Origin of the sequence: Devosia pacifica, assembly GCF_014652635.1 — a bacterium.
Lineage (GTDB): Bacteria > Pseudomonadota > Alphaproteobacteria > Rhizobiales > Devosiaceae > Devosia > Devosia pacifica.
Window position 1 is genome coordinate 17,697 of sequence record NZ_BMZE01000006.1, and the last position, 13,577, is coordinate 31,273.

11 protein-coding genes are annotated in these 13,577 nt (G+C 59.6%); 2 read left to right on the forward strand and 9 right to left on the reverse strand.

From position 1 onward, the window contains the following. Positions 1-65: 65 nt before the first annotated feature. The gene (gene lnt / locus IE127_RS19065; RefSeq protein WP_189427393.1) at positions 66-1,679 is read right to left on the reverse strand and encodes an apolipoprotein N-acyltransferase; all 1,614 of its coding nucleotides are present in this window, start codon (positions 1,677-1,679) and stop codon (positions 66-68) included. Between the two features lie 1,641 nt (positions 1,680-3,320). Between lnt and IE127_RS19070 the strand changes: the two genes are divergently transcribed. Beyond that, on the forward strand, positions 3,321-4,043 hold the full coding sequence (locus tag IE127_RS19070; RefSeq protein ID WP_189427394.1) for a DsbA family protein: 723 nt from the start codon (positions 3,321-3,323) through the stop codon (positions 4,041-4,043). 486 nt (positions 4,044-4,529) lie between these two features. Next, positions 4,530-4,874, forward strand: coding sequence for a hypothetical protein (locus tag IE127_RS19075; RefSeq protein WP_189427395.1), 345 nt, complete (start codon positions 4,530-4,532; stop codon positions 4,872-4,874). A gap of 639 nt (positions 4,875-5,513) precedes the next feature. On the opposite strand, the gene IE127_RS19080 is transcribed toward IE127_RS19075, so the two are convergent. From IE127_RS19080 to coxB, 8 genes are all read right to left on the reverse strand, one after another. Beyond that, positions 5,514-6,044: a cytochrome c oxidase assembly protein gene (locus tag IE127_RS19080; protein WP_189427396.1), complete on the reverse strand. Its 531-nt coding sequence runs from the start codon at positions 6,042-6,044 to the stop codon at positions 5,514-5,516. Positions 6,045-6,126: 82 nt separating this feature from the next. Continuing rightward, the gene (locus IE127_RS19085) at positions 6,127-6,534 is read right to left on the reverse strand and encodes a SpoIIAA family protein (protein WP_189427397.1); all 408 of its coding nucleotides are present in this window, start codon (positions 6,532-6,534) and stop codon (positions 6,127-6,129) included. Next, positions 6,524-7,477: a cation diffusion facilitator family transporter gene (locus tag IE127_RS19090; protein WP_189427398.1), complete on the reverse strand. Its 954-nt coding sequence runs from the start codon at positions 7,475-7,477 to the stop codon at positions 6,524-6,526. The genes IE127_RS19085 and IE127_RS19090 overlap by 11 nt, the downstream gene beginning before the upstream one ends. A gap of 9 nt (positions 7,478-7,486) precedes the next feature. Then, positions 7,487-8,290 carry a ZIP family metal transporter gene (locus IE127_RS19095; protein WP_210310557.1) on the reverse strand — a complete coding sequence of 268 codons (804 nt, stop codon included), beginning with the start codon at positions 8,288-8,290 and terminating at the stop codon, positions 7,487-7,489. 313 nt (positions 8,291-8,603) lie between these two features. Beyond that, entirely contained in the window at positions 8,604-8,975 is a 372-nt protein-coding gene (locus IE127_RS19100; protein ID WP_189427399.1) for a hypothetical protein, read from the reverse strand. A gap of 5 nt (positions 8,976-8,980) precedes the next feature. Continuing rightward, positions 8,981-11,518: a cytochrome c oxidase subunit I gene (ctaD, locus tag IE127_RS19105; protein ID WP_189427400.1), complete on the reverse strand. Its 2,538-nt coding sequence runs from the start codon at positions 11,516-11,518 to the stop codon at positions 8,981-8,983. 4 nt (positions 11,519-11,522) lie between these two features. Continuing rightward, positions 11,523-12,587, reverse strand: coding sequence for a sodium:calcium antiporter (locus IE127_RS19110; protein ID WP_189427401.1), 1,065 nt, complete (start codon positions 12,585-12,587; stop codon positions 11,523-11,525). 2 nt (positions 12,588-12,589) lie between these two features. Then, on the reverse strand, positions 12,590-13,561 hold the full coding sequence (gene coxB, locus IE127_RS19115) for a cytochrome c oxidase subunit II (RefSeq protein ID WP_189427440.1): 972 nt from the start codon (positions 13,559-13,561) through the stop codon (positions 12,590-12,592). Positions 13,562-13,577 lie beyond the last annotated feature (16 nt).

Here is a 13,577-nt window from a genome sequence, read left to right on the forward strand (position 1 = left end):
TCCAGCGACAAACAGCGTCTGAGGTGAAGGCCAATGTGTTTGTAGGAACCGTGTTTCTGCGGTACTCAAACCCCTCTGCGGCGCCCGGCGCGTGAAACCACCAGCGAAATCAGCAGCCCCGCAAGCAGCGCGATCAGCAGAGGCCAGTGGCGCACCTGGGAGAACACCGTGCCTGCCAGCCTTTGATGGGGACGTACATCCAGCACCGCCATCTGCAGTGGTGCCATCTGCCCCGTGATGCGTCCCAGGGGGTCAGTGGCGAAGGTCAGTCCGGTATTGGCGGCCCGGACCAGGCTCAGGCCTTCCTCAACCGCCCGCACCCGGGCATGATGGGCATGCTGAGCCGGCCCAATCGAGCCGTCGAACCAGGCATCATTGGTGATGTTGAGGATAAATTGCGCGCCGGCCGTATCGCCCAGATCGCCTGAAAACAGGATCTCGTAGCAGATCAGCGCCAGAAACGCCGGCGTGTTGGGCAGGCTCATCAGCCGGCGCCGCGTATCGCCGTGCGTCCAGCCCTCGGCGCCGGGAACGAACTGCTTGATGCCCAGCTTCGAAAAGAACTGGCTGAACGGCAGGAACTCGCCAAACGGAACGAGATGGGATTTGTCGTAGGACGCAATGACCTCGCCATTGGTGTTGATCGCCATCAGCGCATTAAACGGTGGCCCCGAGCTTTGGCTCTGGTCCAACGCGTATTGTTGCCGCGGAATTCCCGCCAACAATGTGGTGGTTTCCGGTAGCATCCGGGCGATCCGCGCCAGCGCATCTGGATAGCTCGACAGAAAAAACGGGAGGCTCGATTCCGGCCACACTAGATGGGTGATGTCGGCCAGCCCCTGGTCAGCCGGGTACATCCGCATTTCGGACAGCATCAGCAACCGGTCGATCAGCGCCACCGGATCAGCATTGCCCCAATCGGCATGCTCATAAACCAGGGGCTGCACCAACCGCATGGCAATGTCCGTGCGTTCGGTGGAAACGGTACCAGCCAAGCGGTTGTAGCCATAGCCAAATTGCGCCGCAATAACCGCCATTGCGACGAAGAAGGGCAGGAGGCGTCCGCTGAGGCTACGCCCGTCAGCGGGCCAGATCAGCGCGGGCGTCATCGCCAACAACGCCGCCACTAGGGTCAGTCCATAGACGCCGATCACCGAGGTGATCTGCATCATCTCGTCGGTCGGGGTCAGCGCATACCCCAGCAAGTCGAAGGGAAAGCCGGTCAACACATGGCCGCGCGCCCATTCGGCGATGGTTACGAAAGTGGCGAGCGTCACGATGCGCCAGGGACCATGGCTCCAGAACAGATGAGCCAAGGCGCTGCCCAGGCCCCAGAAAAACGCGATCAATGCTGCCAGCGTCAGGATCGCAAACGGCATCAAGACCTGCATGATCCCGCCACTCACTAGAAATGCTGTGCCTATCCAATGGAAAGCAACAGTGAAATAGCCCCATCCAAAGGCAAAACCGATGGCGAAAGCGGGGCCGAACAGGCGCCGCCAGCCGGGGCTAAGCTCCGCTCCATCTAGGCACCAGACCCAAAGCGGGAAGCTCACGAAGAGTGCAGGGACAACGAAAAGCGGTGGGACGGACAGACCGGCGACGGCGCCGGCCACCAGCAGCAGCAGGAAACGGCGCCAACCATGGCTCAGCATAGCGGTCTCAGCCAGCCATGTCATAAAGGCTTTGTCCGGGAGTTAAAATGCATGCGACAAACTCCATGGATGAGCCGAGGGTTCAAGGCCGGACACGATTTCACCTTATCGGCGCTAAGGAACGCATCAGCTGAGCCGCCGTCATTGCCGAACGTCATAGCAAAGGAGAGTTGTAGTGGCGAAGGAAACCCCCGGCCAACAACACGATTATCCAGGCTACAAACCTAGCAATCTCCACACCAGATACTCGGTAGCGGATGGCGAATGCAACGAGCAAGACGGAATAGCCAATGTAGATCGGCGGCGTCCTGGCGACCAGCGGTCCAAAATCGCGACAGCGCAATAGGAATTCCAAACCAACACATCGCGGGGCGGCGAGATGCTTACTTGGCGCAAAGATTGCCTCAGTGAGCGACCGCTTGCGAAACATCAACGGCCACACCGAAAATGACACGGAAGGTGAAAGGGGCGCAGGCCGGTGTCACACGAAAAATCGTGATGCCTTGCACGTCATCGGTCGATGGCTACGACTTCACACTGTGGGGTACCCCGGGCGTTGGCCGCCTAGCTGAAGGAGAACGGGGTCGTTATTGCCAACATGCGCATCGATGTCGCAGTGCATTGAGCTGACGTGAAGTTTATGACGATTTGATAAAGGAGCTTCGATGAGCGGATCAACTCTCAATCAAGCCGGTCTGCGGTCACGCAAGCGGCGTTCATTAATTCTTGGGATATTCCTCGCAGTTCTGGTCATAGGCTTTTACGTCTATTCCATTTTTGTGGTGGGTTCCGCCGCCATCGTAAGAGATTTTTAGGTCGCAGGGACATCAACAAACCACGCGGCATTGTTGCCGATGAGCGATCAACTGTTTCACTTGACGGATCAAATGGTGATTGCCACTACGCCGCAGGACGCCCGATGGAGCTCGGCCAACGTCCATCAACAGTCCCACAACCGCTGACTACGCTCAACCCAGGCCGAATCGTGTGAGCGATGTTGGGGAGTCAAGAAGCCAAGGTGAGACACGGGCTTTGGGCCCCGACAGGTCATCCCGCAAGGTCACACGGCGCGCTTGTGCGCGAGCAATGATGGTCTCAATGGGGTTAGGTAGATTATTCGGGCAGCATGCTCACCCGCCAAACTCCGGTTTGAAGGCACAGAGGCGCGAAAATGCGGGGGAATCGATCGCTCTTGAATAGCTATCGGACCAGGCGCAGAGATAACGGAAGTGCGCGCGTGTCCTACGGGACAGCGAACGATCACAAATGCCCAGAGTGGCACTGGTCATACCGGTGTCGGTCTAGATCTTTACCATCAACCTGGTATCGGATGGCTCGCATACAGCGACTGTGGTCGCTCGGCTCTGATAGTGAGGGCTGGCAGCTACACAGGTCATGCGGACGTCGGGTCAGGCACTCTCCAGCAGACCGAGCCAAATGATAGCTAGGTCGGGCCCCGATTATGCCAATGATTGCCATCCCGCTGTTCACGCCGGGTTGATTAAGGTGCCCACTTGCCCCCACATTTGCTCCGTGTAGTGTCCCCACATCAAAACAGGAGCGTTAGTCGTGAAAATTACCCGCCGTGACGCCGTCATACTGGGCGCTGGTGCGTCGGTGCTCAGCTTGTGCGGGCTTGGCGTTGCAAATGCTGCCGAAGGGGACATGATCGATGTCGCGCGGCTGATGGCACCCGCCGGGGGCGTGGTGGATCATGTCCAGGGCAGCGAGCGCGCGCCGGTCACCGTCATCGAATATGCCTCTCCCACTTGCCCGCACTGTGCCACCTTCTCCAACGAAGTGCTGCCAGCCTTAGTCGAGCAGTATGTGGATACCGGCAAGATCAAGCTGATCGTCCGCCCCTTCGTGCGTAATGTGTTGGATGCCGCCGTATTCATGTTGGCCAAGGCTGCCGGCCCGACCAACTTCCATAACGTGCTGGCGACCTATTTCCGAACCCAGACCGACTGGGCTACATCCGAGACGCCCCGCGACGCCATCTTCGAAATTGCGACGCAGTTGGGGTTTACCCAGGCAACGTTTGACGCCGCATTGACGGATCAGGAGTTGTTCACTGGGATGGAAGCGTTGCGCGAACAGGCACTCAACGAATTTGGCCTGTCAGGCACCCCGACATTCTATGTCAATGGTAAGACGCTCACTGGCAACAAAACGATCGATCAGTTCGCCGCCGAGATCGATCCACTGGTGCCTGCCGATTTTGTCAGTACCAGTGCCGGCGCCGCGCCTGCGGCCGAAACCCCTGATGCTACCGTGGAGCCGACCACAGGAGGCGCCCCGCCGACCGGCGGGACAATGACGCCAACAAGCCCGGATGCTGTGGCACCGACTGAACCTGCCACCACGCCGGTTGCGCCTACGCAGTAAATCCGGAAGCTCGATCATACCTCCTCCTACAGGGCAGTGACCGTCTTGTTTGATCCCTAATGCAGGCTCATGCTGTTGGAATGAGAGCCATTCGCTTGGTTTCCCGGCGATTCTAAGGCGCTGATAAACGCCTTGAGCCTCGGTATGACGGGCGGCGACCAGGGCGCCATTAAAACAGGCGAAGCGGGGTGCATGCGTCCGCCGCGATGAAGCTCTTGCCGCCCCATTGCCTGGGCTGTCCGAGTAAGTTGCCCGAGTTAGATCGGCCTGCGAGGGTCAGCGATCGTATCGCCGATGCGGGGCATGGAGGCAAGCAGATCCCGCTTGTGCCGAGGCTGGGAACCATTGGTGCCGGGTGCGCATAATGCGCCTCCGGTGCACGCTTGGCCGCGCTTTGGGAGCAAATCTAACTTTGTCGCCCGGGTTCTGCTGCTACTTAAGTCTGCTGCAAGGGTTGTCTGCTAGAGGTTCGGCAGGAGGGTAGGCATGCTGAACAAGATAAAAACCGACCTTAGTGAGTTGTTGTTCCTCAGCAGGGATGCTCTGCATATCCACATCGGCTTGGGCATCTACGTTGCGGCCATGCTGCTATTCCGGCGTGGTCCCGCCAGCATCGTTCCATGGTTAGTTGTTCTCGTCGCACAATTAGCGAACGAACTGCTAGACGGCATTCATCATGGCGTGCTCGACGTCGATGTCACTGGCGCCCTCCGGGACATCGGCAACACAATGCTCTGGCCCACCGTGGTGCTCCTCGTTGCCCGGCGCTTTGGCGTTAAAATTCAATCACTCGAACCCGAGCGACCGAGGTCAGTTGCTCGCTCATCCTGACAGCCAGAAGCACCACGATAGGCCACGTTATTCCGCTGCGCTGGTTGTTCACTGGCTTAAGTGTTGGGCGGTCGCCCTGTCCTGCGGTACCAGAGCATACCGTCGGACGAGACGACATCGGTGGGAGGTGCCTTCCCCAACACCATGTACTCAAGGCCGTCAATCTGAATGACAGCCGACGAAGATGTAGTTAAGTGCCGCATAGGGTGCACTTGTGCACACCTTGATGTGCCTTCGGGCTCGTCCCCTGCAAAGAACATTACGGCTGCCTTCCCGGATGCTCCTAGCGACGGGCGCGGCCTCACAAGCTTTCGAAGCCTCACTAAGCTGCCGGCGCTAGCAAAAGCATGCTGGCCGCCCGCGGGAAGTATCCAAGCGGACGTCCGATGATGATCGGGAAGACCAGGATATGGGCCAGCTCGGTGACGCCTATCGCAGAGAAGGATAAACAGGCCAAGTAGGTCTCAAATCGCCCTCTGCCTGTCAAGGACCGCACCACCATCAGGAGCATACGCAGCCGAACTTCAGCGCCCGCATCCTGTCCGGGCCAATGTCCGGCTCAACGCAACAGCTAAATCATCCCTTTCGAGCGGCTGCTTTGGAATGAGAGAAAAAGCCGATGGCGCTCTTCGATGAGCTTTAAGCTGCAGTGCGTGAGTTTTCTGCGTCCAATTCGAACAACCAGCGCGCCGCTATATAGACGCCCCCAGAAACGTAAAACAACGGGCACGCGACAATCATTATCAACCCGGCGAGTTCCTGGTCAGCAAGCGTAATGCCCGCGCCATCGTGTATGCCCATGCCGGTTGCGAACAGCGGTCGTCCCGCAAAAATCATGAGAGCTGCAAGAAGACAAAAGAGCTTGGCAGTGACAAGCAAACTGAAAATACCCGCCCATCGCCGGGACGCTGGCAGTGTCAGGATGGCTGCCCAAAACCATAGCGCAACCGCGAACATCGAGACCTGCATGAGTAGGTGCAGGAGGGGCGATGACATAGCGGCGTTCATCATCACCGGCGAGTGCCACATCCAGAAGACGCCGAGTTGTACCGCGGTTGCCCCATGCCAACTGCGCGACAAGCCGCTGGGCAAGTAGCGGAGGGCGACTAGCACGGCAATGGGCGCGGCAACATTCATCAGCACAACGTGCTGAATCATGTTGGCGCTCAAAGGCCCTATGGACCAATCCATTCGTCGACCTTCCTGTTTCGCTTCAAAGTGTAACGTCAGTCTCAAGCTAACAAACCGGCGCTCAGTCGCGCTCAACCTCGGTATGGGACGCGGACGCCGAATTCCCGTAACCTCCGCGAACCCAGTTCGTCGCCTGATCGAAGTCGTTCGCATCGAACCATTGCATCTCGGCCGAGGTCAAATATTGGGCGAGCGCAGCGCCCCACTTTAGCCAACTGCGGTCTCCAACGATCGCGATGCGGCTGAAGTCATTGCGGTGGGCAAGGTCCATCTTCAGATCCTCCACCATTGCTGACATATCTTGGTACCCGGTCCAATCCTTCATATGGACCAGAAGGCCAAGGTTAGGCTTCCCAGCCAGGCGCTCCTGCAAAAGCTCATGCATTTCTCGCAGATCGCTCGTGCTGAGCTCGCGCTCGCACACCAATCCCACTATGGCGTCATCGTGTTGGAGTATTTCACGAAACATCGTTCGTCTCCCCCTCCTGTTGCCGGCCGTGACCATAGAGTTCCATATGCCGATGTGACTGGTCCTCTCGCTCGAACTCAAGCGTTGAGTGCGTGATGTCAAACCTGTCCTTGATTACCTGCTTAATAGCGCTCTTGATCTTATCTAGGCGGTCCCAGGCCTTCTTTTCGACAATCACATGGGTGTCTAGCGCAGATGCATGTTCTTCCATTTGCCAGAGGTGGACGTGGTGGATGTCGACTACGCCCTCAACATCGCGCACGGCGGCGACAACGGCATCGTTGTCGAGGTTAGGCGGACTGCCCAACATCAAAGTGCGGATGGGGTTTCCGATCTCGGTGAAGGCGAGATAAAGTATATAGAGTGCAATGCCGATGGTGATCGCCGGATCGACCCATCGCATATCGTAAAGGAGAATGAGGCTTCCGCCGATGATGACCGCAACCGAGGCGAGAGCATCGGAAAGATTGTGAAGGAAAAGCGCTCGAATGTTTACGCTCCCCTTCTGCATGGAATAGGTCAGCATTGCCGTCAGCGTGTCGACAACCAAGGCCACGGCCCCCAGAATGACAACAGTCCACCCAGCCACCTGGGGCGGATCTAGCATGCGCATGACGCCCTCATAGATGAGGTATAGCCCAATCAGGATGAGGGAAGTGTAGTTGATGAGCGCCGCTACGATCTCTACACGCCCGTAGCCAAAGGTCATCCGGGCATCAGCGGGGCGCCTGGCGATTTTGCGCGCACCGAAAGCGATGACCAGCGAGGCCATGTCAGAAAAATTGTGCAAGGCATCGGCAATGAGCGCAATGCTCCCTGACAGGATACCGCCAATGATCTGCGCAGCTGTCAGCAATCCGTTCGCCCAAATGGCTATCGCGACGCGCTTGTCCCCACTCTCGGGATCGATATGCGTATGGCCGTGGTCATGATCGTGCGGCATGGGTGGACCCTAACTGTTCTCGGTCTGCTGAACTTGACTGGGGCTGGTCGATGACTGCTCCAGATTCCTTTCGGTTCCCAAGGCCGTCGCCAATCCGGCCGAAACAAGCGCAAAAAGTGTAAACCCAGCTACGAATGCGATGGCAGATGTCCGTGAGTCCGCCTTGGCGTCGTGCGCCTCCTTCAGCATTTCCTCGACGGCGGCGACGGACAAGAGGCCCGCGATGGCGCTCAGTGTTACATACTTTATCTCCTCCGGTGCGTTTTGGAGAAGGAACCAGGCGACGAGCGCCATGCCCAGGCAATAGAGCGGGAAAGATATGGAAACGGCTATGCGGAGCCTTCGCGGCACATTCTTTTCACGCAGATTGGCCACCACCGAATACCCCTCAGGGAAATCGGCCAGAACCTGACCTGCAGCTAGTACAACTGCAAGGGATGTAGCAACGGCGGACCCCGAGCCTATCATCAGACCATCGCCGGAGAGGTCAACAGCGACCGCGACGTAGATCATCCACATGGCACTGCTTCCGCGACCCTTCCCAACCGTCATTCGGTCGATCATGGCTTCAGCGCCTACGTACAGTAACCCTCCCGAAGCAAAGGCGAGGGCAATCCACCAGCCTGCGATATTGTTCAACGCCTCTGGAATGAGCTCGATCGCTACGACACCGATCACGATTCCCGAGGCAGCGTGTAAGGCCAAGTTGAGAAGCCGTGGGGTTGTGCGTCCGAACTCCGCAACCATTCCGCCGGCTAAATTTCCGAAACCGGGAAGCAGCGCAAGCCCGGCGACGATCCAAAATTCATTCATGTATTCACCTCGCCGGCGGTGAGTTCGCAATCGTGGAAACTGTACCCCTAGGAGGGGTCTATGGGACGAACCCACTCAACGGTGGTTCAGTTCCGACAAGTGCGGCGGGTGGACAGTCATCAAGTCCATTTATGCGTCTGACGCCTTCGCGGAAGTCAGTGATCAAGGTCCAGGGTCAAGATCGCCATTTTCCATCGAAGGTTGGTGCCGTTGGTTTCATGCAGCAATCACATCATCACAACGATGCGAGAGGCAGGTAACCGCCTCAGCTACGAGACAAATAGGCGCACTATGGTGGTCTCAATCGCCCAGTTCAGCGCAACTGTTCGCAAGCGGGCAGCAGGACTGCGGCCAGCGTGAAATAGAGCATGGCAAGGGCCGAGAGAGTGCCCAACCCACGCATGGCGCCGAGGATGAAGTCGCGTTGATCGGGCGGCGGTGGCCTGCCGACCAGCAGGTTGAACAGGGGAAGCGGGCTGACGATCGCGACGATGTCGGCCAGGATAAGCACCACGGATGTGGCGATCACTAGCCACCCGACGACACCCTGGGGAAGGGCCTCAAAGGCACAAAGCGAAGATTGTCCGCCGTAGATCGCGGTGAGATCGGCGGCCCACAAGATCGGCCCGGTCAAGATGAACACCAGGGTTCCGATCATCTGCTGGGAAGAGTTTCGGTCGTCCATGCCGATCACCCAAGAAGCCGTGGAAAGCCGTGCACCAGCAACAGTCCGAAGAGGCCCTGCGCTGCGGCGTAGTAGTAAAGCAGCGCGGCATTGTCGAAGGTGACGCGACGCCGGTTGTCGAGTTGTGCAGTCGCCAGCCGGGCGCCAGCGAACAGGCACATGATCAGCACGACGAAGGCGATCTGCCCCTGCAGAACCGAGGCCATGTAGACCATGGCGGCATAGGAGGACGAAGCCGGGTTGAGGCCGGTCTCCTGGTGCCCCCATAGCTCGATGACAATCGAGGCTACCATGGCGAACGCGGCCAATGCGAGCAGGCCGGTGCCGGCCAAACTACGATGACCGGGCCGGGGCAGCCGCTTGCCTGCGACTACCATCAGGACGGTGCCGACGATCAGCAGGGCGGCGGAGGCAGCGGGATAAGCTAGTATGGGCAGGGCAGGCGAGCCCGCCGGAGCCCACACGTCTGGCGAAACCGTCCAGAGATAGAGGTAGGAGAAGATGAAGGACAGGTAGAGCGATCCAGCCACCAGCATCAGCACGATCATGGCCCACCAGCTGTGGGAGAGCGGGCCGGTCATGTAGGTGGGCAGGCGCAGGTTGCGGGCGACCTGGACTTCGCCCTGGTCGGGTCGGTCGAGCTGCCAGGTCCACACCAGGCAGGCGGCAATGGCAAGAACGCCGCAGGCAACGGCGATGTTCACCTGCTTGATGGTGAGCAGCAGGAAAAATGCCGCTGTGCCCGCGGCGGCGATCAGGTGAGTCCAACTGGGACCCGGCATCTGCAGGACATATTGCGGCTTGGCCTCGATCGCGGAAGTGATCAGCGTCTCGCGCCCGCCGGTCGGCGCGTTGGGCAGGTAGTGAAGACCCTGCTCGACCTGCTCGGCCAAGCCGGCCTGGTCCCATAGCGGTTCACGGCTGGTGACGTGCGGAATCGAGCGGGTGGAATAGACGCCGTTGGGCAGGAACTCGAGGGTGCCGGCATTCCACGGATTCTGCGGGCCGCCTTCACCGACCCGGAAATTGCGGATGAGGTCGATGATAAAAACCAGGACGCCCGTGGCCATGATGAAGGCGCCTACAGTGGAAATCGAGTTGAGAATGTCCCAGCTCATGTTGGACGGATACGTCCATACCCGACGCGGCATGCCGGACAGGCCAGTGATGTGCATGGGAAAGAAGGCGGTGTTGAAGCCGATGAACATCAGCCAGAAGGCCCACTTGCCCAGCCGCTCGGATAGCATGCGGCTGCTCACCATAGGAGCCCAGTAGTAGAAGGTAGCAAAGAGCGGAAACACCATGCCGCCCACCAGCACATAGTGCAGATGCGCGACGATGAAGTAGCTGTCATGCGCCTGGAAATCGAAAGGCACGACCGCCACCATGACGCCGGTGAGCCCGCCCAGCACGAAGATGAACAGAAAGCCGAGAATGAACAGCGATGGCACTGTTATGCGGAACTTCTGGCGCCCGGCCGCCATGGTTGCGATCCACGAAAACACCTGGATGCCGGAGGGGATCGACACTGCCATGCTAGCCGCCGAGAAGAAGGCAAGGCTCAACCCCGGTATGCCGGTCGTGAACATGTGGTGGACCCAGAGGCCGAAGCTGAAGAATCCGGTAGCGATCAAAGCGATGACGATCAGCCGGTAGCCGACCAGCGGAGTCTGCGCCATGGTCGGGATCATCATCGAAACCAGCCCGGCAGCGGGCAGGAAGATGATGTAGACCTCGGGGTGGCCGAAGAACCAGAACAGGTGCTGCCAGAGCAAAGCGTCGCCGCCCTGCGCAGCCGTGAAGAAGGGCCAGCCGAAAGTGCGCTCGATTTCAAGGAGCATAGTGGCCAGGATCACCGCTGGGAAGGCGAAGACGATCATCGCCGCAAAGATCAGCATGGCCCAAGCAAAGATGGGCATTCTGGCCAGCGTCATGCCGGGCGGTCGCGTGCGCAGTACGCCCACGATGATCTCGATGGCGCCGGCAATGGCCGAGATTTCGATGAAGCCGATGCCTAGCAGCCAGAAGTCGGCATTGTCCCCCGGCGAATATTCCTTGAGCGTCAGCGGCGGGTACATGAACCAGCCGCCCTTGGGCGCCATGTCGTAGAAAATGGTGGAGAAGAACACCAGCCCGCCGATGATGTAGGCCCAGATTGCGAATGCCGACAGGCGGGGGAAGGGCAGGTCACGCGCTGCCAGCATCTGCGGCAGCAGCAGGACCCCCAACGCTTCCACGGCCGGCACGGCGAAGAGGAACATCATGGTCGTGCCGTGGGTGGTGAAGATCTGATTGTAGAGATCCTGGGAGAGGAACTGGTTGTCGCCCACGGCCAGCTGCGTTCGCATCAACAGTGCCAGGATGCCTGCCAGGATGAAGAACAGGAAGGCAGCGCCGATATAGAGCGTGCCCACCACCGTGTTGTTGACGGCGGTGAACAGGCGGAAGCCCCTGGGTGTCGCCCAGATTCGCTTGAGCTCCTCAAGCTCCGCCTCAGGGCGCGGACCATCATTGGGGAGGTCGGTATTGGTCGGTTCGCTCATGCCTTCACCGCAGGAAGAAGAGGACGACGAGGCCGACCGCATAGCAGATCAGCACCGCCAGGGAATCGAGTCCCATTCGGAACACAGTTTTGTCTCGGCGTTCGGCCATGCCGATGACGAACAGCGTGGTGACCGCAATGCCCAACAAGGCGCCGAACGCACCGAACGTGCCTGCCTGTGACAGCACGGGCTCACCCTGCGCCACCGCGTCGACCACAAAAATCAGTCCGATATTAATGAGGTTTGTGCCCAAAATGTCGGAGACGGCAAGGGTGTAGAGCCCGGCCTTGGCGGCGGTTATCGAGGTGCTGAGTTCGGGAAGCGAAGTGGCGAAAGCCAGCAGCACAAAACCCACGGCACTGCCGCCCAAGCCAGTCTGCTGCGACAGCGCATCGCCTGTGCGGGACAGCAGATAACCGGCAACCAGGATGACCAGGGCCAGCCCGACGGTCCAGGCGATGATGGTGCGCATGGACATGTCGGCATGTTCCTTGTTCGCCTTCTTCTGCGCTACCGCCTGCTGCTCGTCGAGCTTGGTGTCCTGCTTGCCCGCTGTCGCAGCCAGCCATGACTTGCGCCCCTCCGATTGCGAGAGCAAATAGATGCTGAAGCCATAGGCTATCGCACTGGCCCAGGCCCAGGCGCCAATGCCCAGGATGGCGACATCACCGACCGTGATGCCGGCAGTCGCTATGCTGATCAGCAGGATGTTGAGCCCGCCCTGCAGCATCACCATCGGATCGGGAATTTCGGAGGTGAGCGCCCTCTTGCCGATCACGAGATCGACGATCGCGAGGATGACCACCTGCGCCGCTATGGAGCCGAAAAGGTTGTTGACCGCAAGCAACGAAGCGCCGGTGGCCGCACCCGTCACTGTGGCGCCGATTTCGGGCAGGGAGGTGATGCCGCCCAGCAGCAACATGCCGATCGCTGCCTGGCCGATGCCGGTCTTGGCGCTGATCGCGTTGGCATAGCCGGTGATGCGCGATCCGGCCATCCACACCACCACCGCCGCAGCGGCGAAGATGGCGATGTTCATCCAGAGCGGAGCATTGGCAAAATCGAACATGGTTAGCGCAGGCTCTCGAGATAGGCGGAAAGGTCCCGCAACTGCGTTTCGGAGAACATCGCGTAGGTCGGCATCTTGTTCTCCGGCTTGATGTGCTGGTTGTTGGCGATGAAGTCGGCGATGGCTTCGGCTGTGTTGGGCAGAGTGGCTGCCGCTAACGACCGGCGGCTGCCCACATGGGTAAGGTCGGGGCCGATAGAGCCGGTGGCAGCGGTGCCGCGGACGGCGTGGCAACCACCGCAACCGGTGCCAAGAAAAAGGTCCTTGCCACGGGTCAGGACAGCATCGGCTGGCTCGATGGCGGGGGAGGCTTCTTCAGCCAGCCAAGTGGTGAAATCTTCCGGCGACTGAGCGACCACATGGAACGACATGAAGGCATGGGCGCCGCCACAATATTCGGCGCACTGGCCCCGTGTCACGCCGGGCACCTTTGCTGTCACGGTCAGTTCGTTGGTGCGTCCGGGGATCATGTCTAACTTGCCGGCCAGGTTCGGCGCCCAGAAGCTGTGGATCACGTCGGCGGTGGTGAGTTCCAACGTAACCGGCTGGCCCACTGGCAGGTGAATCTCGTTGGCGGTCTCGATGCGGTTCCCGTCTGCGTCGGTATAGGTGACGCGCCACCACCAGAGTTCGCCACTAACGGCAATACGCAGGTTCTCCGCGCCATCCTGCGTGCTCGTGGCGCCGGCGCGCAGTACCAGAAAGCCATAGGTCAGGAGGACGCTGAGGACGACAACGGGAAAGGCGATGCCAAGCCACTTGATCAGGTTTTCGCCAGCCAGCCGCTGGCGCCACTGGCTGCCACCAAAGATCGCGATAGCCGCGAGGATGCAGACGAGGAGCAGGATCAGGCCGCCGCCGATAGTCATCACCCAGAATAGGGTGTTGATCCGTTCCGCCTGTTCGCCAGTGGGCGATAGGGCAGATTGCGAGGTCGAACACGCGCCAAGCGAGATGCCCGTTGCGCCGATCATCGATGTGCGGAGCAAC